The sequence below is a fragment of the Paenibacillus silvae genome (assembly GCF_014639235.1).
GTDB lineage: Bacteria > Bacillota > Bacilli > Paenibacillales > Paenibacillaceae > Paenibacillus > Paenibacillus silvae.
Window position 1 is genome coordinate 606143 of the sequence record NZ_BMFU01000004.1, and the last position, 25969, is coordinate 632111.

Genomic DNA, 25969 nt, shown 5'->3' on the forward strand with positions numbered 1-25969 from the left:
GTCTTCTAAAAGATAATCCGTTGGAGGGCTTCTATGAATCGAACGCTCATGATTAGTGATATTCACGGTTGCATTGCTGCATTTGACCAATTGTTAGAAGATGTTCATTACAATCCAAAGCACGATCAGTTGATTTTGCTCGGAGACTACGTAGATCGCGGTCCCAGTAGTAAAGAAGTCGTTGATAAGGTCATGGAATTAGTGCATGAACATCATGCAGTTGCATTAAGAGGTAATCATGACCAGCGATTTGTTGATTTGATACAAGAGGGAGGTTCGTCCATTCAATCAAAGTTTATCAAACACGGCGGACTTCCAACGCTCCAAAGCTACTGTCAACCAGAGCATGATTTTTCGCAGGAAATGATAGAAGAAGCTCGGGAAATCATTCAATCGAATTACCGTCATCATATTGATTTTTTGAGCAAACTACCTCTATTTTACGAGGATGAAGCGCATATTTATGTTCATGCTGGCTTGAATTCAGACTATAGTGAATGGAAGCATCAACCAGAGCGTGATTTTATGTATATCAAAGAGAAATTTATTGATCACACGTTCAGCAGCCTTCACAAAAGGGTTATCTTTGGACATACAAAAACGATAGACATTCATGGCTCAGCAGATGTTTGGTTCGCTGAAGACAAAATAGGCATTGATGGTGGATGTGCCTCTGGAATGCAGCTGAATTGTTTAATTTATCAAAATGATACGTACGAGGTAGAACATTTTAAAATGTCGTAAAACGATCTTTGTCAGTGTAATAGCGTTTGAATGTGTGTATCCGTACACACTGTAAAATATTTATACATTCATACTTTAGCAAAGGAAGATAACATAATGCATAAAGGCAAAATTATTTTTTTGAACGGGGTAACGAGCTCAGGGAAAACGTCGATTGTAGAGGCGATACAGACATACGATGAACCATTTTTCTATGTAGTGGCGAATGATTTATTCGAGAATACGATTGGCGATAAACATCTCCAGACCGATTACTGGAAGTATCTGAGTGAGGCCATCATGATGATGTATTACACAGCAAAGGTATTTTCGGATCATGGCAAGCATGTGCTGATCGATGGTATTCTGGTGGAACGCCCGGAGCTTGCGCCGCATTATGAACAAGTAAAATCGATTTTTGAAGGGTATCCGCTGGATATTGTCGAGCTGTATTGCCCTCTTGATATCTGCCGTCAGCGTAATATTGAGCGTGGTGATCGCTGGGAAAATCAATCCGAGGAGCAACATCGCATCATGGCTTCCGACATTCAGTATACCTACTCGGTAGATACGAGTCTGCATACGCCAGAAGCATGTGCCGAGATGATTATCAACACACTGTTTAAAAATGAATAACGGTTCATGTGTGGTACGAATCAAAAGTAAGGAAGCAGAGAAAGAAGCTGGGGCGTCTATTGCATGATGTTCCGGCTTCTTGGCAATTTGAGGGACTGGAGGAAAGGAGAAGCTGAGATGCTGGATAGCAAAAAGCATAAAAGGTTGATGAAAAAGGAACGATTCCTTTTGCAATTCATTACCTTGCGATGGGAAAAAGAAGTGAGAGGGGCTCCTTATGCTGCTGTACGAAACCAAATGGAGAAAGCCTTAAGCTTACCGGAGAACCTGTTCAGTTACGACACGGACTATGGACAGCCATACCACAAGGTGGTCATGTTGCATAATAAGAAAGGTCTGGAGACAGTCCAAGATCAGGTTGTACGTTTGAACCCGGGGGCAGACAAGTGGAAACTCGGATGTATTGAAATAGATAAAAAGGGCAGTGAATCCGAATATGATGTGACCTTTACTTATTCTCAAGAATGCGGCAAACCCGCCCGCTATGATTCGAAAAATCATGCCTTAACCGAGCGGGCGTTTGGATTGACTTCGAACGAATATGGAAGAGTGCTGTACAACGGAAGGCACCTCTATTCAGATACGGGAGAATGGTATTATGAGTTGAATATATTGAATATGCTGCTTACGAAGCAAAGCTGTTCAAAGATATTCATAGATCACGAGTTGGTAAAAGAGTACAAGCAGATTGCAATTTTATATTGAAGTAAATAAACAGCGAGAGAGTTCGAGGTGGGACGACAAATGAAGCATCCTCAAGAGATCATGCCGTTAATCAAAAGATTAAAAGAAAACGATATTCCCTTTACACTGGGTGGAAGCGGAATGTTATATTCCTTGAATCTAGCCGAATCCGTGAATGATTGGGATCTGATGGTGGATTGCCCGAAATCCACATTCATAGAAGCAATAGACGCATATGAATGGGTAGAAAAAGAAAGCGGCGATTTACCATTTGCAAGCGAATATCGAATAGGGATTGATTCATTAGATGTAGATGTGATTGGTGGATTTGCCTTTCATGTAGAAGGGAAAATACTGAAGCTGCCTTTATCGCATGTTCCCGATCGTACCTGGCAGGGAATGAACATTTCAAGTCCTGAATTATGGTACGTTGCTTATCATATTATGGGGAGACTTGAGAAAGCTGAGCTGATTTTAACGTATTTACAAACCAACCATGAAATTGTAGATCAGCATCTCGTCAAGAATTTATTAGAAAACGACAATCTAACGGACGAAATCCAAAGAGGATTGAACACTCTGATTGAGAACTAATTTCTTTTACACAGGGGTGTATCTCATGTTATATCATTTTAGTGAAGAATCAGACATCGACGTATTTATACCGAGAGCCAAGCAGAATCGGCCTGATTTTCCGGCAGTTGTATGGGCGATTGATGAGCAGCGCGAATACAGCTATTATTTTCCAAGAGACTGCCCGCGAATTGTGCTCAGAAGGAACGAAGAGATCAGCGATGAGCATCAGGAGTTGTTTTTTAGTCATACGGATGCAGCCATCATTGTCACGGTTGAGAGCGAGTGGTATTCAAGGATCGTGAATCAGACGTTGTATCGCTATCACTTGCCGGAGAGTACTTTCCGTCTTTTTGATGAAACGGCAGGATATTATATTTCCGAGCAGGTCATTACACCAAGCTGCATCGAGAAAATAGATCATCTGGTAGAAAGACTTATTGCCAGAGGAGTGGAATTGCGAATGACAACCAATCTGTATCCTCTAAGAGATGCTGTATTAAAGTCCGATTTCCAGCAATTCGGGATACACCGGTTTAATCATGCCAAGCTGCCCTAGGGAGGTAATGGCAGAACGCATGATGAATTCGGAAGATGTTATTTTGCACCCTGAAAATCACTTGAACTGTTGCTTAAGCTGAAGGGGGAAATATAATGACCAAGGAAATGGAACATTTGCTTCAAGCATTTGAAGAATGGACGCTTTTTGTCAGAACGTTGACTCATCTTGAAGAGAAAATCTGGAATTCCAGCTTGGAGGAAGGGAAGTGGACGGTAAAATCGATCGTTAGCCATATCATGTTATGGGATCGATATTTTTACAAGGAAGCCATTGAGAAGATTGCGCTGAATCAGCCAGTTACACTGAAACATCTTGACTTTGATCAGTTTAATCGCAAAGCTGTGGAGTACGGTAATCGCACGGGGACAGCGGAAATCGTAGATAAAGCGATTACATATCGCCATAAAATCATGAATGACATTCGCGGATTATCGGAGGAACGCCTTCATCAAAAGTATATCGATGCAGAAGGCAACGTATTTTATATCCCGCAGTACCTTAAAGATTTTATATGGCATGATCAGCATCATATGGAACCCTTGAAAAGGTATCTTGCCAGTCTTGAAGTATTATAAAGGAAAGGGACTTAGCAGGTAGGGGGTTATATATGGAATGCAGCTAATGGATCAGCGTACTTCGAGCTTTATTTAATCTAATCCAATATGGAGGGATTGTTATGAGCATTCATACGATCGCATTATCTCAAGCCAATCTGGTCGGCTCATTCACGAATGAAGTAAAGCCCGTGCTGAACATAAATTCGGGAGACTCTATCCGTTTTCAGACGCTGGATGCGGGCTGGGGAACAGGTGTAAGTTATGCGGAACGTTTGAATCCTTACCCGCGGCAAGGTGAAAAGGATGGAGGTCATGCCTTAATTGGTCCGATCTGCATTGAAGAAGCGAAGCAAGGGAAAACGCTGGAGATTATATTCAATGAGATTGTGCCCGGCAGTTACGGGTTTACTTCCGCTGGCGGATATCCGAACTGGCAGAACCAGAAGTTGCATCTAACACAGGTGGAAGAACTTTCTCTGAATTGGTCACTTGATCGACATACGATGAGCGGGTCTTGTGAAGTGCAGGGTAGGTCCTACACGGTAACCTTAAGTCCATTTCTGGGTGTAGTGGGTATGCCGCCGGAATCAGGAGGAATTCATACGACGTGGCCTCCCCGTTTTTGTGGAGGAAATATAGACTGTAAGGAACTGGTGCAGGGGAGTAAGCTGTATTTGCCTATCCCCGTAGATGGTGGTTATCTCGCTGTAGGGGATGGTCATGCACGGCAGGGTGATGGAGAAGTCAGTTGTCAGGCAATAGAATGTCCGATGGAGCTTGTAGATATCACAGTAAATGTCATTGACGATATGCCGCTGACGAATCCTCGTGCGCATACGCCAACTGGCTGGATTACTTTCGGATTCCATGAAGATTTGAATGAGGCGACAGTTCAAGCGTTGGATGGCATGTTAAACCTGATGGGTGAGTTATATGGCTTGCAGCGTGTAGAAGCGATTGCACTGGGAAGTGCTGTGGTGGACTTGCGTATTACCCAGATTGTAAATGGTGTAAAGGGTGTACACGCTTTTCTGCCCCATGATGCCTTTAAATAATCGAAAGAATGAAGGTTTTATAAACGAAAGAAATGATGGTTCTAGAATCTGACACAGAGCCGGTCAATGATCGTCAAAGAGGGTTGTAAGGGGGCAAGAAGTCAGCATTGGCATGCTTGCTCAAGGACGAGATGCAATCCTAACGATTCCCACAAAGCTTATTAGCCCTGAATCGGGGGTACCAGAAATTTAACGATCTCCAGAAAGCTTATTCCATTCAGAATTGTGAAAAATGCGCATAATCAGGATGATTTCAGATGAATAGCGTCTCTGTGGATCGTTAGAATGTTTGAAAGCCAAAATATGCCGAAATAAGGCTTCTCCTGATCGTTAGCGCCGACAGGCAGTAGCAGACTTGCATGTAAGATGGGCGAATTTTACCTATGCTCTCCTTTGGATCAATGAGCACAAAAAGTATGACTGCAATATACGGTGACGTGACGCAATTTGACGGTGTACACAGAGAGGTTAATCAGAACAAGCGGAGCTAAAGCTTTCTGAAAGAAAGATCCATCGTAAGCAAAGGCTCAGCCTTTATCACTGGATTTTCGCTTTGAGAAAGGGAATTCAAAAAAATCTGGAGATGAACGCTACTCTCCAGGCTTTTCTGTCACCCGGAGTGACTGTGTAAAATCTGAATCTGTAGTTTAACTCATATAGAACCCTATGTCACAAAATTCAATTTTATGGCATAGGGTTCTGTTTATATAAACACATTTAAATGTTTCAATATCATAAAAATGTGAGGAATGAAACCGCAATAATCAAAATATTCTAAATAATAACATAAATAGTATTGACCCAAGGCTTTTTGCGATACTATAATGAAATGGGTTTCATGAAAGCCTTTTCATTATCGCCCGACATTTTGGTAAGCGCTTTCTATTAGGGGTGTGATTGCTGGTTTTCAAGTTCCCGATTCATCTTTATCTAACTTTAAGGGGGAGCGCGTAAGATGAAGTTTATGAGACAGAAGCGGTTTACCTTGCTTGTGATGTTCACCTTGCTGGTTACCGTCATCGCTGGCTGCAGCGGCGGAGGGGGTGCGCCAGCCGAGGCTGTGAACAAGCCGCCAGCAGAAGAAAACAAAGAAGTGGCTGCCGAGCCTGCTGAAGAGAAGCAGGAGCCAGCCGCCGATCTGAAGGGCAGAGCTGTTCGAATATCCAATTGGTGGGATGCGGCCCCCAAAGGAGACTCGGAGGCAGATGAACGTGCCCGTGAACGAATCAAAAATGTAGAGAAGAAATATAACGTCAAAATCTCTTATCTGAACACAGACTATGGAGCAACGTCGGAGAAAATATCTTCATCTGTCATGGCGAATGAGCCTTTCGCCGAGATTGTGCGTGTGCCTGACGGCAATATCTGGGGGCTGATGCAGGGCGGGTTTCTGACACCGCTGGATGAATATTTGAAGGAGACAAAGATCCAGCCGGATGTCATTGACTCGATGCGGTTTGGCAGCGATAAAGTATATGGCTTGACCGGGTGGTATACCCCGAATGACAGCGGCATGTTTTATAACAAACGCCTGTTCAAAGAAGCTGGCTTGAAGGACCCGCAGCAGCTGATGGAGGAGCAAAACTGGAACTGGGATACGATGCTGGAGGCGGCCAAGAAGCTGACCGTAGACAAAAACGGAGATGGTAAGATGGATCAGTATGGTCTGTCGGGTGCGTATTATGTGCTGCATGAAATGCTCATCGGAAGCAATGGCGGCAAAATGTACGATGAGGCAACGCAGAAGGCAGCGTTTGACTCGCCAGAAGCTTTGGAAGCGCTTAACTTCCTGCACAGCCTGTACAACGATCATAAAGTCATAAAGGCTAACGCAGGCAATGACTGGGAGGACCCGTCCAAATATTTCTCGGAAGGCAATATTGCAATGTACCCCGGCGGATTATGGGAAGTCGAGGGTCGCATTCTTGACAAGTTAAAGGATGACTGGGGTTATGTTTACATGCCTAAAGGCCCCAAAGCTGCTACTTATCTGGATACGGTAAATAGTACAGAGAGTTTTGTAATACCGAAAGGCGTTAAGGACGCAGATGTGATTGTGAAAATCTGGGAGGAGCTTCAGGACTTTGATAACTGGCAGGAGAATCATCGTCTATGGCTGGAGAACATTTTGCCAGATGAAACCTCCATTGCTAACGCTATGAACGACAACGGGGAGGTTGAACGGGTCTATGGGGCACGTGCCGGGGGATTGGGTGTAAAAGAAGCACTTGGCAGTGTAACTGAAAAGTTTGTAAAAGGTGAAGTAACGCCTTCCACAGGCGTTGCACAGATCATTGGGCCTGCACAAGCTGGCATCCAGAAGGTGTTAAAGGGAGAGAAGAGCAAGTAAGGCGTAAGCAAAATGCAGCTAGAAGTCCTCTATGGAGCTTCAAACGGTAACGTTGGTGTCAACAGTATAACAGTATGCATAACAAAGCAGGATCATTTACTTGAGGGAGGCAGCCCATGTTGAAAAAAATGATGATCAGCAAAATCATGTTGTTTGTTTTGTTTGCCACATTAATTACTCTTTTGTCTGCATGCACGAGTACAAGTGAAAAACCAGCCGAGCCGGTCGCCAAGCCAGCTGAAGTCGAGACGAGCACAACGCCCGCAAAGGAAGAAAAGGTAGAAGAGGCGGAGCCAGCCCCGAACCTGAACGGACGTGTCATTCGAATCTCTCACTGGTGGGATGCGACACCAAAAGGCGATTCGGAATCCGATGAGCTTGCACGGGAACGGATCAAAATGGTGGAAGAAAAGTATAACGTGAAGATCAAATATCTGAATACAGAATATTGGTCTACGTCTGAAAAGCTGTCTTCCTCCGTGCTTGCGAATGAACCTTTTGCAGAGATCGTCCGTATTCCCGACGGATTCATCTGGGGACTTATGCATGGCGGATTTCTGACACCGCTGGACGATTATCTCAAGGACACTCGGGTAGAGAAGGATGTTATTGATTCGATGCGTTTTGGCGGTGACAAAATCTATGGCCTGGAGAGCTGGTATTCACCAAATGACAGCGGCATGTTCTACAACAAACGCATTTTTAAGGAAGCTGGATTGAAGGACCCGCAGCAATTAATGGATGAGGATAACTGGAACTGGAATACGATGCTGGATGCAGCGAAAAAGCTGACCGTAGATAACAATGGTGACGGAAAAATGGATCAATACGGTCTGGCTGGAGCGCATTACGTGCTTTCCGAGATGCTGATCGCGAGTAATGGCGGCAAGTTATACGACGAGCAGACAGGAAAAGTCACGTTTAATTCACCGGAAGCTATGGAAGCGCTTAACTTCCTGCACAGCTTGTACACCGAGCATAAAGTGATCAAAGCCAATGGAGGCAATGACTGGGAAGATCCAGCCAAATATTTCGGGGAAGGTACGATTGCGATGTATCCAGGCGGGCTGTGGGAGATTGAAGGCCGCATCCTCGATAAGCTCAAGGATGAGTGGGGTTATGTGTACATGCCGAAAGGTCCACAAGCCCAGTCCTATCATGAACCTTTTGGTCAGACCGCAGCTTACGTTATTCCTAAAGGCGTGAAGGATGCAGATGTCATCGTAAAAATCTGGGAAGATCTGCAGGACTTTGATAACTGGCAGGATAATCGCAGGCTTTCCCTTGAAAACATTTTGCCGGATGAAGCATCGATTGCCAACGCGATGAACGATGATGGCAAAGTGCAACGTTTGTTTGGTGGACGTTTTGGTGGGCTGGGCATCAAGGAGCAGCTGGACAGCGTAACTGAGAAGTTTGTTAAAGGTGAGATCACACCTTCGACAGGTGTTGCCCAGGTTATCACGAAAGCACAGGCAGCGGTGAAGAAGGTGTTAAGCGGAGAGCAGGACAAGAAAAAATGATGCACGGTAGTTAGAGCATAAGGGTGCGGCCCATACTGTTTTCGAGCGGAGCTGGTTAGGTACACCAATCATATGGGCCGCTCCTTATTCCTTTCACGAACTCAGCAAAAAGGGGGGCATTGGGTGAAGTTCACATTATCCCGAGTGGTGATCGTCGTTGTCACGTTAATGCTCGTCGTGGTGTATGCGATATCCAGTTCCGGTGCGAGCGGGGATGCCAAGACCGGAAGTCGATCATCAGATCCGAGTCGTATCATGCCGATATCTGAATTTGCTGCTGGGGATAGCTATGATGCCTATCTGAAGCAATTCCAGAACGAGAAGCGGCCTTCAAGGGAAATTGTCATCCATGGAGCTGATTATACAGCTGCCGAAGGCATGAACCCTCAGATGATTACGGAGCTCGGCGGCGAGTCAGGCAAGTTCATAAGAACAGAGGAAAGTGGTTCGGTGGAGTGGGAAGTGAACGTTCCCGAGTCAGGAATGTATCATATGTCATTACGCTATTACCCGATTCAAGGGAAAAGCTCGGCCATCGAACGTGAATTGTGGATTGATGGCAAGTTACCGTTCAGCAGTGCACGTAACATGAGCTTCCACCGGGTATGGGTCAACGAAAAATCTGAAATCGAACAGGACAATAGAGGCAATGATCTTCGCCCGCGCCAGGTGGAAGCGCCAATGTGGCAGGAGTCGATCCTGAGGGATAAAGAGGGCTATTATGAAGAGCCATACCAGTTTTATTTTTCAGCGGGAAAACATTCCATCAAGCTTGTGTCTACTCGTGAGCCGGTGGTGATTGATACCCTCAAGCTGCATCATTACGAGGCTCCGCCATCCTATGCAGAGCTCAAGCAGGAGTATGAGGCCAAGGGATACAAGCAAACCAATGGACATTTGATCAAAGTTCAAGGAGAACAGGCTTCATATAAGTCATCGCCGACACTATATCCCGTTACAGATCGCTCCAGTACATCTACAGAGCCGTATGATGTTTCCAAGATCAGAATGAACACGATTGGTGGAAACAACTGGCGGGTGCCAGGACAATGGATTGCATGGGAGATGGATGTACCTGAGGATGGTCTATACAAGATAGCGATCAAGGGCAGACAAGAATTGCTGAGAGGCATATATTCGACTCGCTCACTGCAGATTGATGATAAGGTTCCTTTCCAGGAAATGATGCAGATTCCGTTCTTCTATGATGCCGATTGGCAGATGAATGTACTGGGCAATGAAGAGGAGCCGTACTTGTTTTATTTGACGAAGGGAAAACATGAACTGCAGCTTGAGGTGAGTCTGGGTGCGATCGCACCGCTGATTCGTCAGGTTGAAGCCAGTGTGCTCGAGATCAATGCGATGTATCGAAAAATTCTGATGATCACGGGCAATGTGCCAGACCCGTATCGTGATTATCAATTGGATAAACAGATTCCCGATATGGTGGATGTGTTTCGCAAACAGAGTGACATTCTGAACGCGGTCTCTGAAGAGTTAATTCGTTTGACAGGGGAGAAAAGCGACAAAACAGCGATTTTGAATAAAACCGCCTATCAGCTGGCTGATCTGGCGAATAAACCGGAAACCGTTCAGAAACGGCTGTCCCAGTTCAAAATCAACGTCGGAAGTGTTGGCTCCTGGCTTCTGGAAGTACGTGAACAGCCGCTTGAAATTGACTATCTACTTCTTGCCTCACCTGATGAGAAGCTTCCAAAAGCGAATGATTCGGTGTTCAGCAAGGCGGGACATGAGGTGTCGTCATTCTTCCATTCTTTCTTCGAAGATTATGACACGATTGGCAGCACAGCGGATGAAGATAAGTCCGTCACCGTCTGGATTGGTACAGGCCGCGACCAGGCGCAGGTGCTGAAGGCGATGATTGATGATACCTTTACACCGCTGACAGGCATTAGCGTTAATCTCAAGCTGGTTAATGCAGACGTGCTGCTTCGTGCCTCGCTGGCAGGCGAAGGCCCGGATGTAGCCATGCAGGTTGGCAACGATGTGCCGGTCAACTTCGGAATGCGGCATGCAGCTGAGGATTTGTCTACATATCCTGGCTATCACGAGTTAATCAAACAGTTCAGGGATAGTGCGATGGTTCCGTATAAGTTTGAGAATCAGGTATTTGCGTTGCCAGAGCAGCAGATCTTCAACATGTTATTTTATCGGAAGGATATTCTAGAGCAGCTTGATCTGGAGCCGCCGCAGACGTGGGATGACGTGTATGCCATGATCCCGGTGTTGCAAAAACACAACATGGAGATGGCACTGCCATTGGCACAGACAACTGGCGTACCCGTCTTGGAAGTCAATCGGGCGTATGCCATGCTGCTGTATCAGATGGGCGGTTCCTTCTATCTAGATAATGGTGCCAGAAGCGGTATGGATACGGAGACGGGACTGGAGGCGTTCAAGGAGTGGACGGATTTCTACACCAGCTACAAGCTGCCGCTGACGTTTGATTTTCCGATGCGCTTCAGAACAGGGGAAATGCCGGTCGGCATCATGGACTATACCTTCTATAACTATTTGTCTGTATCTGCTCCTGAGATTAAAGGGCTGTGGGAATTTATCCCGGTACCCGGTCTCAAGCAGCAGGATGGAAGCATCAAACGTGATGTTGCAAGCGGCGGAACCGCGACCGTTATGCTCAAGCAGTCAAAGCATAAGGATGCAGCATGGGAGTTCATGAAGTGGTGGGTCAGCAAGGATGCCCAGGTTCGCTTCGGACGGGAAATGGAAGGTCTGATGGGTGCTGCTGCGCGCTATCCAACGGCGAACATTGAAGCTTTACAGGAGCTGCCTTGGCCGATTCGTGATTATCGCAGTCTGGAAGAACAGTGGGAGTGGGTACAAGGGGTACCTGAGGTTCCCGGAGGTTACTTCACAGGCCGCCATCTGGATAACGCACTGCGTGAGGTCGTCAATAACGGTACGAACTCCACCGATGCTTTATACGATTATGTGCAGGAAATTAACTACGAAATTCAGCAGAAACGAAAAGAGTTTAAATTGGACGGAATGCGCTAGGGAGGGACTCTTTTGCAAAAGGCAAACCTTGTGACCAAAGCCGGTTCTCAGCCCAAGCGCACGCCTGCCGGCATGCCGGGGAGATGGGAACTCTTTGTCAGAGATATGAAGCGGGATAAACATCTGTACGTTCTTTTATCCCCATATATGCTGTTATTTTTGCTATTCACCGTGTTTCCAGTTATCATCTCGATCTTTTTCAGTTTTACCAACTTCAACATGCTGGAGTTTCCGCAATGGGTCGGCTGGGAGAATTATTCCAAGCTGCTCTGGAATGATGATGTGTTCTTGATTGGTCTCAAAAATACCATTATTTTCTCGGTCGTTACCGGCCCGATCAGCTACATCGCCTGCTTTGTATTTGCGTGGCTCATCAATGAGCTGAATCCGAAGGTAAGAGCGTTTATGACCCTGATCTTTTTTGCGCCTTCGATCTCGGGCAACGTGTTTTTTATTTGGCAGATTATTTTCTCCGGGGACTCCTACGGCATTATGAACGGTTTTCTGATGAAAACAGGAATTCTTTATGAGCCGATCCTGTGGCTTCAGGACCCGAAATATATGCTCGCCATCATTATGCTTGTACAGCTGTGGCTCAGTCTGGGCACGAGCTTCCTGGCATTTATCGCCGGTCTGCAGACGGTGGATCGTACGCTGTATGAAGCAGGAGCGATCGACGGGGTTCAGAATCGCTGGCAGGAGCTGTGGTATATTACGCTGCCTTCGATGCGTCCTCAGCTGATGTTTGGTGCCGTTATTCAGATTACCGCATCACTGGCGGTTGCGGAAGTGGCGACTGCACTAGCAGGTTTCCCGAGTGTGCAGTATGGGGCACATACGATTGTTACACACTTGATGGATTACGGAACGATCCGCTTCGAGATGGGTTATGCGTCGGCTATTGCCACGGTGCTGTTCGGTCTGATGCTGGGCTCCAACCTGCTTGTTCAAAAGCTTCTGAAGAGAGTGGGGGAATAGCAGATGAAGATAGCCCTGCGTATGAAACGAAAAATCAACCGGTCTTGGCAGGTCGATGTTCTGCTGTTTCTTCTGCTTGGCGGATTCGGTGCATTTATGGCGGTTCCGCTCATCTATGTCATCAACAATGCCTTTAAACCGCTGGATGAGCTGTTCATCTTTCCGCCAACCCTGTTTGTGCGGAACCCGACATTTGAAAATTTCTCTGATCTGTTTCAGGTCATGAAAAATTCATGGGTTCCCTTCTCAAGATACATTTTTAACACGGTGTTCATTACAGCGGCAGGTACGTTTGGTCATATTATTCTGGCCTCAGCGGCGGCTTACCCGCTGGCAAAACACAAGTTTCGCGGCCATAAAGTATTGTTCACCGTTATTGTGCTGTCGCTGATGTTCTCGCCGCATGTAACAGCCATCCCGAATTATATGATCATGTCAACACTCGGCTGGCTCGACTCATATCAAGCGATCATTATCCCGGCCTTTGCTTATCCGCTCGGCCTGTATCTGATGAAGCAGTTTATGGAGCAGATTCCCGATGCGCTGCTGGAGGCGGCAAAAATGGATGGCGCGAGCGAATACCGGATTTTCTTACAGGTGGTAATGCCGCTTGTCAAACCGGCCTGGCTGACGCTGCTCATTCTGATGATGCAGATGTTGTGGGGAACGGACGGCGGAAGCTTTATCTATAGTGAGCAGCTCAAAACGATGCATTATGCCATGGGACAGATTGTGCAGGGCGGAATTGCCCGTGCAGGGGTAGGGGCTGCTGTAGCTGTCATCATGATGACGGTGCCGATCGTCACGTTTGTCTTGTCGCAGAGCAATGTCATTCAAACGATGGCATCATCCGGCATGAAGGATTAAGGGAGAGGGTGTTAGAGATGAGAGTGAAATCATGGCTGATCGTTCTGGCAGCTTCCCTGCTGATTGCCGGACTCGGACATAACCAGGCTCATGCGGCACCGTATGAGGGATATACCTACAACTACTGGGGGGATGCGGTAAAGTCACCGATTGCGTTTCTCCCTTCCAGAGTCATTACAGGGGATGAGGCCGGAACAGGAACGTGGCAATCTCCACTGGATTTATATGCTGCGAAGAATGGTCTGCTCTACGTTCTGGATTCAGGGAATGCACGTATTGTGGTGTTAAATGAGAAATGGGAAAGGGTTCGTGTCATACAAGACTTTAAACATGACGGCAAACAGGACCGCTTTCTGAATCCAGAGGGGCTTTTCGTTACGGAGGCGGGACAGATCTACGTAGCGGATACCGAAAATAAACGAATTGTGGAGCTGAATCAGGACGGTTCATTTGTGCGTGCCATTGGTGCGCCCGAATCAGATGTGCTCAGTGATACGTTCGAATATTTTCCGCGAAAAGTCATTGTGGACAAAGCAGGGCGCATCTATGTGGTTGGCCGGGGTGTCTATGAAGGCTTGATCGAGTTTGATAGTGACGGGCGTTTTACCGGCTTCATGGGCACGAACCGTGTGCAGTTTGACCCGGTTGATCTATTCTGGAAAACGGTGTCCACCAAGGAGCAACGCGAGAAAATGATTCGCTTTATTCCGCTTGAATTCAACAACGCCGATGTGGATGATGGTGGTTTTATTTACACAACAACGGCGGACAAAAATACGCTATCTGCGGTCAAAAGGCTGAATCCATCGGGGATCGACGTACTACGGGTTAACGGTGAATTTGCACCTGTCGGGGACTTGAGCATAAACCGTTCCTCCTTCATTGACATCAAGGTGTCCAGTCATGGAGTCTACCGTGCACTGGATTCCACACGTGGGCGTGTATTCACATATAACGAAGACGGCAATTTACTGTATGTCATTGGTCAACTGGGCAATCAGGTGGGCACGTTCAAAAATCCGGTGGCGGTCGAAAGCTACGGAGATGCCATCTATGTGCTGGATCGCGACCTGGGCCGGATCACCGAATTCAAAGCTACAACCTTCGGGAGCCTGGTGAATGAAGCCAATCGATTATACAGTTCGGGAAAACATTCAGAAGCCGCCAAGCTGTGGGAAGAAGTATTACGTCTGGATGCCAATTATGAAATGGCTTATGTCGGAATCGGCAAGTCGATGCTGCGGGAAGGAAAATATAAGGAAGCGATGACGTATCTGAAGCTTGGCAACGATCGTGAATATTATTCCAAGGCACTCGCGAAGTATCGCAGAGAATATATGCGAGAGTATTTCGGCATGTACATGACCATAACAATCGGGCTGCTGATTGGAGTCATTGCATGGCGCCGCATCGCCAGAGCAAGAAATGAGAGGAGGATCGGAGATGTCGCTAATTAAGGAACTCAAATATTCTCTGCATGTAGCTGTACGTCCTTTTGACGGATACTGGGATTTGAAATATGAAAATAAAGGCAGGCTGCGTGTGGCGCTCCTGGTACTGCTTGCAGTGACGGTAACGATGATTGTAAAACGCCAGTACGCAGGGTATGTCGTGAATGACAATTATCCGCTGTCGCTGAACAGCATCAACGAGTTCAAGTATATCGTGCTCCCTTTTTTGCTCTGGTGTATCTCCAATTGGTCGCTGACCACGCTGATGGATGGGGAGGGCAAGTTCAAGGATATTATGATTGCGACCGGGTATGCGATGCTTCCGCTGGTACTGGTCAACATTCCGAATATATTGCTGAGCAATGTCATTACGCTGCGTGAATCCTCCTTTTATTATTTGCTGGATTCGTTCGCTATGCTCTGGTTTATATGGCTGCTGTTTATCGGAACGAAGACGGTGCATCAATACTCGGTCATGAAAACGATCACCACCATGCTGCTCACACTCGTTGTGATGGGCGTTGTTATATTTCTGGGCCTGCTTTTCTTCAGCTTGATCCAGCAGATCATCAGTTTTGGCTACACCCTCTATCAAGAGATCACGCTGCGCGAATAGGAGAGAAAGGAGGTACCGGAGATGAAAAGAAAACGTACCGCTATAGTTGCGGTCATGCTCATGAGCAGTCTGTTAATTACACAAAGTGTGAATTATGCAGAGGGCGAAACACCGGCGGTTACAGAGCAGCAAACGGCGGATACGCAGGATGCTGGCGTTGGAGCAGTTCAAACCGATCGCGCAGGCAAGGATAAATCACAGGAGGGCTCTTCTGATGTAACTGTGACCTCAGACGCTGCAAAGACTCGAGCGGCAAAGGCTGCGAACAAATCTGCTCAAGCCGAGATGCCTGTCCCTGCTGGTATGGAAGCTGTCGCGGAGAACGATGAGCTGATCCTGTATTTGCAGCCGGAGACGACCGAGATTGCTGTCAAGGATAAGCAGAACGGTGTGATGTGGTTTTCCAATCCGCAGGATCGGGAGCAGGATGCCATTGCCACGGGGTATAACAAGTCTCAGCTGAATGTGCAGCTTGAGCTGACGTATTACGATAATGCGGGCAATGCGCTGAAATACGATAATTTTACACATAGTGTACAGAGTGGTCAGTTCGAGATTGAAAAAGTAGAGCATGGACTCAACATCGTATACACGCTGGGCGAAGTCAAAAGTGATATCGAAGCGATCCCCAAATATATTAGCGAGGAACGCTTTAACACATTGATTCTCGGGAAGCTGGAGGAGAAGGACCAGAAGGAGATCGAGAAGCGCTTTCGTCACGATGAGCAGAATAAACGTTATGAGAGACGGGACTCCTCTCTGAAGGGCGTGGGTTTGTCGAAGGTCACCCGTATTTTTGAATCCATCGGCTATGACGAAGCTCAGATTGCCATCGACAAAGCAGCTTACGGAGAGGAAGAAAGCGGGGGCGCCAATGTGGTTGTACCCGTTCACTATCGACTCGAAGATGGGCGCTTGAGGGTATCGATACCCGAGAATGGCATTGAATATCCGGAAGCGATGAAAATTCAATCCTTGTCCCTGCTGCCGTTCTTCGGAGCAAGCGGGCCTAAGGAGGAAGGCTACAGTCTGGTGCCTGACGGTTCGGGTTCCCTGATTTATTTTAACAACAGAAAGACGTATGCATCACCCTACAGTACAGCGCTGTACGGCAGTGATCATGCAATCAACCAGCTTACACAAATCCAGAAGGAGCAGAAGGCGAGAATGCCCGTGTTTGGTATGAGTTACGGAGATAAGGGATACCTCGCTGTCATTGATAAAGGGGATGCTGTCGCCTCCGTTGAGGCGGATATCAGCGGCAGATTGAATCAGTACAACACCGTGCATCCAAGTTTCGCGCTAAGCAGTATGGAGGAGGTTACGCTTACGAATGGCTGGCGTTCGAGCACAGTCAAGCGGTTTCAGGCAGAGCCTTTTCATAACGAGATGGCTGTTGTCTACGAATTTCTGAATGCGGATGATGCGAGTTATTCGGGGATGGCGTCCAAGTATCGGGATTACCTGATTGGGCAAAAGAAGCTCACACGCCTGGCAGACGATACTGCATTGCCTTTCTACGTGGAACTGATCGGTGGCATTCCGAAGAAAAAGTTTTTCCTCGGAATTCCGTACAATGCCTATGAGCCGCTGACCACGTTTGAAGAGGCACAGGATATCGTAAAGGAGATGCAGGACCTGGGTGTAAAGGATATCCAGCTGCAATACTCGGGATGGTTCAACGGAGGGGTTCATCACGATCTGCCAAAGTCCATCCAGGTTGATAAGAAGCTCGGAGGGATAAAGGGCTTGCAAAGCCTTCAGGCATATATGCAAGAAAATGGCTTCGGGTTGTACCCGGATGTATCTTTTCTGGAGGTGTTCCCGGAGGCGGATGCATTCAAGAAGTCGTACGCGTCCCGGCAGATTACAGGCAAACTCGCACAAGTTTTCCCGTATCGCATGTCCACGTTTACGCGGGATGAGGAGGCTTCTCCGGGGTATGTTCTCAGTCCCGAGGCCGTACCGGGCATTGTGAACGGATTTTTGCAGGACTATGCAACGCTCGGACTCAAGGGCATTTCGCTGCGCGATCTGGGTGATCAGCTTCATTCCGATTACAACCGGGCTAAGGTGATCAACCGTGAGCAAGCCAAGCAGGTTGTGGTTGAGCAGCTTGAGCAAGTAAAGGCTTCCTCTGAAGCATCTCTACTACTGGAAGGTGGCAATGTGTACGCCATTCCTTATGCCGGACATATTGTAGACGCTCCGATGAGCAGCAGTGGATTTAACATCACGGACGAGACGGTTCCTTTTTTCCAGCTGGTCTATCACGGCTACATTCAATACACAGGTACAGCATGGAATATGTCTGAGGATCAGGATTCTCTCAAGCAGATGCTGCGAGCGATTGAAACGGGCTCAGCGCCGTATTATACGTGGTTCCACGCTGATCCGTCCGCGATCAAGCTGACGGGCTTCGACGAGTTATATTCAGCCGATTATCGGCGCTGGATTCAGGAATCGGCCGAACGGTATGCTGAGCTGAACGAGGTGCTGCATGACGTGCAGAATCAAATCATTGTCAAACATGAAAAGCTGAGCGAAGGTGTCTATCAGACGACGTATGAAAAAGGAAAAACAGTCATTGTGAATTACAACGATGCTGCTGTGAAGGTGAACGGTGTAAATGTGGCAGCGAAGAGCTACCAGGTAGGAGGTGACACGCCGGAATGAAATTCAAAAAATTATCCTTGGAGCAAAAAAACAGATATTACGGTCTGTACTTCATCCTGCCCTGGTTCCTCGGGTTCCTCTTTCTGTTCATGGTGCCGTTGATCTCGTCGTTCCGTTACAGTCTGAGCAATCTGCAGGTGTCTAACGAAGGTTTTAGTCTGGAATTTATTGGTCTGGCCAATTTCCGCGAGGCTTTATTCTCACACGAATCCTATGTGCGCATGTTGACGGAATCGGTACTGAATATCGTGGTGAATACACCGTTAATCATCATATTCAGCCTGTTCTTTGCCGTTATTCTGAATCAGAAGTTTCATGGCAGGGTGCTGGCAAGAGCGATTTTTTTCCTGCCGGTTATTCTGGCTTCGGGTATTATTGCGAGCATCGAAAACGGGGACCTGATGCAATCCGTTGTCCGTAATGCAAACGATATGACGGGCGGCGGTCTATCTGTTATGAAAAATCTGGATCTGACCATTATGCTGCTTGAGTCTGGCATGAGTCCGATCCTGGTTGAATATTTGACAGGTGCAGTAAGCCGGATTTACGAAATTGTCAGCCAGTCCGGTGTGCAGATTCTGATTTTCCTTGCTGGCTTGCAGTCCATCTCGCCATCTCTATATGAAGCTGCCAAGATTGAAGGATCAACGGGATACGAAGCCTTCTGGAAAATCACATTCCCAATGCTAAGCCCTCTGATTCTCACGAATCTGGTCTATACCATTGTGGACAGCTTCATCCGTGATCAGACGAGCCGGCTGGTGGTGGATACGGCCTTCAAAAGCTTTAATTTTGGACTCAGTGCGGCGATGTCCTGGATCTATTTTGCCATCATTGCACTGATTCTGTGGGTAACCACTGCGATTGTGTCCCGCAAGGTCTTTTATCAGAATTAGCTTAATAATTTGAACTCATCTTTTACCCAGAAACGGAGAGGGAGGCCTGACATGAAGACAGAAACCGCAGCAGGACAGCCGTCTATGAAAAAGGAATGGCTGCAGCGCCTGGGTTCCACGGCCTACTGGTTTGAAGGGATCAAGAAGTGGGCATGGATTCTGGTCCGGTTTGTGCTGATTTTTGGCATATCATTTGTAATTCTTTATCCCATTTTATTAAAAATATCTATATCCTTCAAAAGCATGTCCGATCTGTATGACCCCACGGTGATCTGGATTCCGCGAACCTTTACGTTAGAGAACTTCAAGCTGGTCTTTACAGCAATGAATTACCCTAGCGTGCTGATGAATACCTTGTGGCTATCGTCGGCGGTAATGCTGCTGCAGACGATAACCTGTGTGCTGGCAGGCTACGGGTTTGCACGAATCAGGTTCAAAGGCAGCGGTTTGTTGTTTGCTGCAGTCATCTTTACCATCCTGGTGCCCACGCAGACGATTATGATCCCGCTGTATCTGAATTTCAAAAACTTTGATGTGATGGGGCTGATTGAGCTGTTTCGCGGCAGTCCTGCCAATCTGATCAACACGTACTGGCCGTTTCTGATCTCGGCAGCCCTTGGTATGGGGGTCAAGACAGGCCTGTACGTGTACATTTTCCGCCAGTTTTTCAGAGGCATTCCGCGTGAAATCGAAGAGGCAGCGTATGTGGATGGAGCGGGGTATTTCAGAACATTCGGGCGAATTATTCTGCCAAACGCGATACCTTCTATGGTTACTGTCATGCTGTTTTCGTTTGTATGGCAATGGAATGATTCCTTTTTCACCAATATGTATCTGAACGAGCCTAAGGTGATGTCGTCAATGATGTCATCATCCGGGTTCACGATTGCAACCTATTTGACGGGGGGCGGTCAGGCTGCTGCCTCGTATACGCAGGATCCGTTTTTCATGTCAATGATGATGAACACCAGTGTGCTGATGGCGATACTGCCGCTCATTATTATTTATCTGTTCGTTCAGCGCCATTTCGTAGAGAGTGTGGAGCGTTCCGGTCTTGTAGGATAATGAAAAGCTCGGAGTTGTGATACAGGAGATACGAAACTAAAGCTGAGAAGCCTGGAAAGCACTAGGATGATGTTGGGAAGTTTGCAGGCCATTCGGGGCGACCTGTCTATACCGACGGTCTCCTGAAAGGTACTGCTGGCAATGAATGTTGGCTGCACAGGTCAGGAAGAGGGGAAGAGGAATGGAGAGTAATACACTAGAAACACAAGTGAAACCGGATAAGAGAATTACGATTGACGGAGGAATCCGTTATCAGCGTATAGACAACTTCGGGGCTTCGGACGCATGGTCGATGGAACCACTCGGAAGGTATTGGAATGAAGAGAACAAAGCTCGGGTAGCTGATCTTTTGTTTTCCAGAGAAAAGGGAATCGGATTATCCGCGTGGCGTTTCAACATTGGTGCAGGCTCGGCAGAAACGGATCAGAATCGCATTCCTGACCCGTGGAGACGAGCGGAAGCTTTCAAAATGGCGGAGGAAGGGGAATATGACTGGAGCAAGCAGTCAGGTCAGCAATGGTTTCTGAAGGCAGCTTATGATCGGGGTGTAGAGACACTTATCGCCTTTGTGAACAGCCCTCCGGTATGGATGACCAAGAATGGTCATGCTCAGCCTGATCCTGAAGTCGGTTCCACTAACCTGAGAACAGGGTATGAAGGCAAATTTGCGGCCTATCTTATGGATGTATTGGCACATTTCAAGCAAAAAGGGCTGGCTTTTAATTACATCAGTCCGATCAACGAGCCAACCTGGGACTGGAACCAGGCTTGGCAGGAGGGCAATCGCTACAATAACGATGATCTGAAACAAGTCATTCTTGAGTTATATCGTCAGCTGCAGCAGAGCGACCTGCACACGCAAATCAGCGCACCCGACGGTGTGGAGATTACTTCACTGCTGGACGATGAATATTATCGTCAGTTTGCGGGCAGCGGAACCTATTCCAGTGGTGCAAACCAGCTGGGGACAGGCAAATACCGGGAGTACATAAAAGACCTGATTGGCGATCCTCAGATGAAAGAAGCCATTGGCAACAAAATCGCGTCCCATTCCTACTGGTCCGACTACAGTAATCCGGGAGATGATCGACTGGTGAGGCTTAGGCAGCTGCTACACAACAACCTCATCCATTACGATCAAGACAGCAAATATTGGGTCACGGAATATTGCATTTTGGGGGATTATGGCCCTGGACGTGATTTAGGCATTGAACCAGCGCTGCATGCCGCAAGAACGATTCACTTTGATCTGGTTGAAGCCCATGCTGCGGCCTGGCAGTGGTGGACGGCTGTCTCCAAGGTGGATTATAAGGATGGACTGATCTATACGGATTATCAGGAAGCTGGAGACGAGCAGAACATTCTGACCTCTAAGATGCTGTGGGTGCTCGGCAATTACAGCCGATTCATCCGTCCCGGAGCAAAGCGAGTCGAACTCAACGGGCTAGGAGAGGAAGCTGACAGCGGCCTGCTCGGTTCTGCCTACATTCATGAGGAAGAGCAGACGGTAACGGTTGTTTTCGTAAACCATGGCGAACACGATAAGTGCATCCAAGTGAATCTTCGGGAACTGGGCTTGAATGGTCCAATTACCACAATGGAGTCTTATGTAACCAGTGCTGAACTTGATTTAGCTTCTCAGGAGACGGTTACAAGCGAGGCAGGAGAGCAGTCATTTATTTTGACTATTCCGGGAAAATCTGTTGTGACCTTCACTGGCGGTGTTAAAGAATAGAAGTAAAAGAGTAAATAGTCAGGGTTTCACTCCATATCGCCCATGATATAATGGAGCTTGATACATGCAGAAATGTGTTATTAAGCTAAATTCTGTCATGGGCTTTTTTAACACCTATAATTAAATAGAAAGGAGAAAAAGGAACAGATGAATATTCGTACGGTGGCGTTGGCCATTTTCACACGTAATGATGATGAGGTGCTTGTGCAAGAATTTCAATTCCCCGGAATTTCAACCACGTTTTATCGCCCTGTTGGCGGTACAGTTGAATTTGGAGAAAACAGTGAGCACACATTAACACGAGAAATTAGAGAAGAGTTAAATCAAGAGATAGAAGTTCCACAGCTGGTAGCTGTAATCGAGAATATTTTTGGCGTTGAAGAGACAGGGCATGAAATTGATTTTATTTATGAAGCAAAATTTAAGAACACCTATGTGTACAGTCAGACGGAGCTTCAAGGTACAGAAGGCAAAGAGTCCTACAGAGCTGTTTGGAAGTCCATACACGATTTTGATGAAACAAAAGCGGACATAAAGCTTGTTCCAGATGGACTACTGGCTCTATTAACTGGGAAAAAGAGCAGAGATTCTCAATCTATAATTCATATCAGGACAAGGTAGAATCCAATACGTAATGTAACCCAATCATATCATCCGAAAAGTGAGGGAATTCATGAAAATCAGGAGAAAGAGAATGATGATTTTGTATACTTTTTTCATAATCATCGCTTCTTATTTCGCATTAGATCCGCTCATTGTTCTGGATCGAACTGATCAAGCGTTGGGGGATTATGATTTTGTTCGGTCATCGCCTGATGCTGAGGTGTTCATTGAAGGAACAGGAAAGCAGCAAATTTCAGATGATCAAGTGTTCACCACCCTGAAAATCATTCGTATGAACTGGAATAAGACCCCACTGGCTCTGGATGAAGGAAGTATGATCGAAGCAAAAGAATATTTTGTTGTGCATCGCAATCTAACAATTATGGGATCACAGTGGATTCCTGGCAGAAGTTTATTCGGTATGGGAACAGATTATGTGCATGTGAAAAAAGGAGAACGAAGAACGCTGTATTTGGCGTTTAATCCAGAAACCAATAAACTATTGATATTGCCTGCCAATCTGGTCAGTCGATGAAAGAAATCATAACAGAATGCATATATTCATTTACACTTGAACGGAGAGGACAGAAAAAATCTGGGGATAACAGTGATTGGAAGATTGTTCTGTCATCGGAGTGGATTGTGTAAAATCTTTACTTCAACTTATATAACATCATTCTGTTATTGAGAGGTTTAACTTCTTGTTATCAAGAATAATAAAATATGGTAAGTTTAGTCAATGTACAATGGAGGTTCAAAATAGAAATCGGAGGTTGATACAATGGAAAACAAAGAAACGTTTAACCTTGTAGTTAATGAATATGAACAATATAGACCCGTATATCCGAGCGAAATGTTTGAAGATATTTTTACATATGTACAGATTAACCAAGAAGATTCCATTCTGGAGATTGGATGCGGAACAGGGCAGGCTACCGGAGGTTTGGTAAGTAAGGGCTACACAAACATTACGTGTATTGAACTAGGGAGTAACCTGGCACAGTTCACCGCAGATAAATTCAAGTCCTATCCCTCCATTCGAGTGATTAATACTTCCTTTGAGAACTGGGATGAGGAAGGAAAGCGTTACTCCTTAATTGTGTCAGGAACAGCCTTTCATTTCATCAAACCGGAGATCGGTTATCGCCGGGCTTGGGAGCTGCTCGAGGATCAAGGTGGTATCGGCCTTTTCTGGACGATTCATGTTCCGACCTTTGACTCACTGCATAATGAGATTCGTTCCCACTACACCGCTTTAGCCCCTCATCTGGATGATTCTCACTATCCTTCGCCAGATGAAGTGATTCAGGAGCGTAAAGAAATTACAGAACAATCCGGCTTGTTCACGGATATTGAGGTTAAGGAGTATAACTGGATACAGACTTGCTCCAGCGACGAATATGTCGCGTTATTAAATACAAATTCCAAGCATCAACAGCTGGCTGAGGATGTTCGGCGTTCACTTCTGGAGCGAATCAAACATTCAATTGATGGTGCAGGTGGAACGATCGATAAACAGCACAAGGTTGCTCTTTTTCTAGGGCGGAAGAACCTATGAGTGATCAGCGTTCAACATACAATATTCAAACGGCGGTGTTAAGTTTTCAAGAGGAGTTGGAGCGGTTAAAGGTTCAGGCCATCATGGGGTGGCCCAAGGAGTTCCGCAATCTGGAGGGGTATGGTTTGAAAAACGGGATGCGTGTATTGGAGGTCGGAAGCGAACAAAGGAAACGATTAGGAGGAATATCAAATGACTGTTCAGGTAAAACCAGTTTCTTTGGATGATTGGTTTGCTTGTACTCAATTAGAGGTAAGTGAAGAACAGAAAACAACGTTCCCTGCACCCGTCGTTTATTGGCTGGCCGAATCCAGATTTGTCACAGACTTTCAACCCATGGCGATCTACAACGGTACGAATCTCGTTGGTTTTGCAGTGTATTCCGATCAAGCTCATGATATGGGTGACTATTGGCTTCCTGCTCTAATGATTGACAGTAAGTTTCAAGGCAGAGGGTATGGAAAAGAAGCATTGCTGGCTTTAGCTCAATGGATGCAAACAACGCTGAACTGTGAACGTATTCTGATAGGACATAGACCTGAGAATCGGGCGGCAAGTAGTTTGTATGAATCTCTCGGTTTTCACCGGATAAGTGAAGAACTTATCGATGGTGAGGTTGTTCGAGCTTTGCAGTGCAATTGATGGACGATATCTGCTTGGGTACAACAGTTTATTCAAATAGGAGACAGGATTATGGATTCAATACAATTTAAAGTTGAATATTCAGAAGAGCAAAAGGCTTCCGTTATTAGTATTTATGTTAATGATGAATCTTTGATCGAGCGCATGAAGCGTTACGAAGCCCAATTCGAGTCCGAAATTGCTGGTTTGTATGAAGGGCTTAATATCGATTTGGTGGATCATATTGAAGCGCACTTTACAGGCAGGCTGCAGGAGGATGATATCTTTAATTATGAAGGAAAAACCTTAGTTCTGGGCTGTAACTGCGGACTGCCAGATTGCTGGCCGCTGTTGGTGAAAATCACAGAAACAGGTGACTCCATCATGTGGAGTCATTTTGAACAACCCCATCGAGCGGAAGATTCCCCGGGAGGACACTGGGATTATTCTAGTTTACCCTCTCTCCATTTTCACAAAAGAGAATATATTGAACAGCTCAATAACATCTCCAGGTCTGATTGACCCGCTCAAATCGTCTTCTAGAGAGGAGGTACAGACGAAGATGAACATTTTCAAAAAGCTGACCTTCTGGTTTGTGCTTTTCTCGTTATTAGTTTGTTTCAACAATCTATCTGGAAATGATGATAAAAATATTTTGATTTATTTGACGAATCCGTTCAATCCTTTTTTGAACAAGTGGCTGACAGGTATCAATACCAACCCGGAGACCGCTTATTTGTTTCAACCGTTAATTTATGGATTGCATCTGCTTTTTTGGACAGGATTAGGTCTGATTATCGACAAATTAATAAAAAAGGATAAGAACAAAAAACACACCGGGAGGTGACGAAGTTGTCTCGTTTGTATGGAGAACGCATCGTGCTCAGAGAATACCAAGACGCCGATCTGGAGTATATGAAAAACTGGGTCAATGATCCGAGTATAACAGCCAATTTATCAGACAATTTCTTATATCCTCATTCAAGTTATGCGACAGAATCCTTTTTCAAAACGATGGTTGAGGGGACGTCTGCAAACAAAGGTTTTGTTATCGGGTAACTTGAAGTATATGAGTATAATCTGGCGGCTCACAGGTGTTATCTTAAATGTGGATTTCAAGAAGAAGGGCGATATCGAAAGAAAATATATAAGAACGGCACCTATCGTGACAGTCTAGTGATGAGTATTCTGAAAAATGAATATG

26 protein-coding genes are annotated in these 25969 nt (G+C 46.2%); all 26 read left to right on the top strand.

Going from position 1 to position 25969, the window contains the following annotated elements:
* Positions 1 to 33: 33 nt before the first annotated feature.
* Positions 34 to 744 carry a metallophosphoesterase gene (locus IEW26_RS17135; RefSeq protein ID WP_188593199.1) on the top strand — a complete coding sequence of 237 codons (711 nt, stop codon included), beginning with the start codon at positions 34 to 36 and terminating at the stop codon, positions 742 to 744.
* A 96-nt stretch (positions 745 to 840) separates the two neighbouring features.
* Complete coding sequence (locus IEW26_RS17140; protein WP_188593200.1) at positions 841 to 1359, top strand: phosphotransferase-like protein; 519 nt, start codon at positions 841 to 843, stop codon at positions 1357 to 1359.
* Between the two features lie 117 nt (positions 1360 to 1476).
* Complete coding sequence (locus IEW26_RS30375) at positions 1477 to 2064, top strand: hypothetical protein (RefSeq protein WP_229729896.1); 588 nt, start codon at positions 1477 to 1479, stop codon at positions 2062 to 2064.
* 39 nt (positions 2065 to 2103) lie between these two features.
* Entirely contained in the window at positions 2104 to 2637 is a 534-nt protein-coding gene (locus IEW26_RS17150; RefSeq protein WP_145402688.1) for a hypothetical protein, read from the top strand.
* 25 nt (positions 2638 to 2662) lie between these two features.
* Complete coding sequence (locus IEW26_RS17155; RefSeq protein WP_188593201.1) at positions 2663 to 3175, top strand: DUF6886 family protein; 513 nt, start codon at positions 2663 to 2665, stop codon at positions 3173 to 3175.
* Between the two features lie 95 nt (positions 3176 to 3270).
* The gene (locus tag IEW26_RS17160; RefSeq protein ID WP_188593202.1) at positions 3271 to 3753 is read left to right on the top strand and encodes a DinB family protein; all 483 of its coding nucleotides are present in this window, start codon (positions 3271 to 3273) and stop codon (positions 3751 to 3753) included.
* A gap of 101 nt (positions 3754 to 3854) precedes the next feature.
* Positions 3855 to 4790, top strand: a complete 936-nt coding sequence (locus tag IEW26_RS17165) for an acetamidase/formamidase family protein (RefSeq protein WP_188593203.1) — start codon at positions 3855 to 3857, stop codon at positions 4788 to 4790.
* 955 nt (positions 4791 to 5745) lie between these two features.
* Positions 5746 to 7140: an ABC transporter substrate-binding protein gene (locus tag IEW26_RS17170; RefSeq protein WP_145402684.1), complete on the top strand. Its 1395-nt coding sequence runs from the start codon at positions 5746 to 5748 to the stop codon at positions 7138 to 7140.
* A 116-nt stretch (positions 7141 to 7256) separates the two neighbouring features.
* Positions 7257 to 8663 carry an ABC transporter substrate-binding protein gene (locus IEW26_RS17175; protein WP_188593204.1) on the top strand — a complete coding sequence of 469 codons (1407 nt, stop codon included), beginning with the start codon at positions 7257 to 7259 and terminating at the stop codon, positions 8661 to 8663.
* A gap of 123 nt (positions 8664 to 8786) precedes the next feature.
* A complete protein-coding gene (locus IEW26_RS17180; protein ID WP_188593205.1) occupies positions 8787 to 11699 on the top strand; it encodes an extracellular solute-binding protein in 2913 nt (970 codons plus the stop codon).
* Positions 11700 to 11771: 72 nt separating this feature from the next.
* A complete protein-coding gene (locus tag IEW26_RS17185; RefSeq protein WP_111271181.1) occupies positions 11772 to 12677 on the top strand; it encodes a carbohydrate ABC transporter permease in 906 nt (301 codons plus the stop codon).
* Between the two features lie 3 nt (positions 12678 to 12680).
* On the top strand, positions 12681 to 13544 hold the full coding sequence (locus tag IEW26_RS17190; protein ID WP_145402681.1) for a carbohydrate ABC transporter permease: 864 nt from the start codon (positions 12681 to 12683) through the stop codon (positions 13542 to 13544).
* Positions 13545 to 13561: 17 nt separating this feature from the next.
* Positions 13562 to 15001: a gluconolactonase gene (locus IEW26_RS17195; protein ID WP_188593206.1), complete on the top strand. Its 1440-nt coding sequence runs from the start codon at positions 13562 to 13564 to the stop codon at positions 14999 to 15001.
* The gene (locus IEW26_RS17200; protein ID WP_188593207.1) at positions 14988 to 15611 is read left to right on the top strand and encodes a Yip1 family protein; all 624 of its coding nucleotides are present in this window, start codon (positions 14988 to 14990) and stop codon (positions 15609 to 15611) included. The genes IEW26_RS17195 and IEW26_RS17200 overlap by 14 nt, the downstream gene beginning before the upstream one ends.
* 21 nt (positions 15612 to 15632) lie before the next feature.
* Positions 15633 to 18287, top strand: coding sequence for a DUF5696 domain-containing protein (locus IEW26_RS17205; protein WP_188593208.1), 2655 nt, complete (start codon positions 15633 to 15635; stop codon positions 18285 to 18287).
* Positions 18284 to 19183 (top strand): carbohydrate ABC transporter permease, encoded by a 900-nt coding sequence (locus IEW26_RS17210; RefSeq protein WP_188593209.1) that lies wholly within the window; start codon positions 18284 to 18286, stop codon positions 19181 to 19183. Before IEW26_RS17205 ends, IEW26_RS17210 begins: the two co-directional genes overlap by 4 nt.
* Positions 19184 to 19234: 51 nt before the next feature.
* Positions 19235 to 20248, top strand: coding sequence for a carbohydrate ABC transporter permease (locus IEW26_RS17215; protein WP_188593210.1), 1014 nt, complete (start codon positions 19235 to 19237; stop codon positions 20246 to 20248).
* A gap of 181 nt (positions 20249 to 20429) precedes the next feature.
* Positions 20430 to 21983, top strand: a complete 1554-nt coding sequence (locus IEW26_RS17220) for a glycoside hydrolase (protein WP_229729897.1) — start codon at positions 20430 to 20432, stop codon at positions 21981 to 21983.
* 147 nt (positions 21984 to 22130) lie between these two features.
* Positions 22131 to 22604 carry an NUDIX hydrolase gene (locus tag IEW26_RS17225; protein WP_188593212.1) on the top strand — a complete coding sequence of 158 codons (474 nt, stop codon included), beginning with the start codon at positions 22131 to 22133 and terminating at the stop codon, positions 22602 to 22604.
* A gap of 73 nt (positions 22605 to 22677) precedes the next feature.
* Positions 22678 to 23121 (top strand): hypothetical protein, encoded by a 444-nt coding sequence (locus tag IEW26_RS17230; protein WP_188593213.1) that lies wholly within the window; start codon positions 22678 to 22680, stop codon positions 23119 to 23121.
* A gap of 246 nt (positions 23122 to 23367) precedes the next feature.
* Entirely contained in the window at positions 23368 to 24144 is a 777-nt protein-coding gene (locus IEW26_RS17235; RefSeq protein ID WP_188593214.1) for a class I SAM-dependent methyltransferase, read from the top strand.
* Positions 24141 to 24371 carry a hypothetical protein gene (locus IEW26_RS17240; RefSeq protein ID WP_188593215.1) on the top strand — a complete coding sequence of 77 codons (231 nt, stop codon included), beginning with the start codon at positions 24141 to 24143 and terminating at the stop codon, positions 24369 to 24371. The genes IEW26_RS17235 and IEW26_RS17240 overlap by 4 nt, the downstream gene beginning before the upstream one ends.
* A complete protein-coding gene (locus tag IEW26_RS17245; protein WP_188593216.1) occupies positions 24337 to 24786 on the top strand; it encodes a GNAT family N-acetyltransferase in 450 nt (149 codons plus the stop codon). The genes IEW26_RS17240 and IEW26_RS17245 overlap by 35 nt, the downstream gene beginning before the upstream one ends.
* Before the next feature lie 51 nt (positions 24787 to 24837).
* A complete protein-coding gene (locus IEW26_RS17250) occupies positions 24838 to 25287 on the top strand; it encodes a hypothetical protein (RefSeq protein ID WP_188593217.1) in 450 nt (149 codons plus the stop codon).
* A 40-nt stretch (positions 25288 to 25327) separates the two neighbouring features.
* The gene (locus IEW26_RS17255) at positions 25328 to 25612 is read left to right on the top strand and encodes a hypothetical protein (RefSeq protein ID WP_145402668.1); all 285 of its coding nucleotides are present in this window, start codon (positions 25328 to 25330) and stop codon (positions 25610 to 25612) included.
* Between the two features lie 5 nt (positions 25613 to 25617).
* Complete coding sequence (locus IEW26_RS30640) at positions 25618 to 25824, top strand: GNAT family N-acetyltransferase (protein ID WP_308423492.1); 207 nt, start codon at positions 25618 to 25620, stop codon at positions 25822 to 25824.
* Positions 25825 to 25969: the final 145 nt, after the last annotated feature.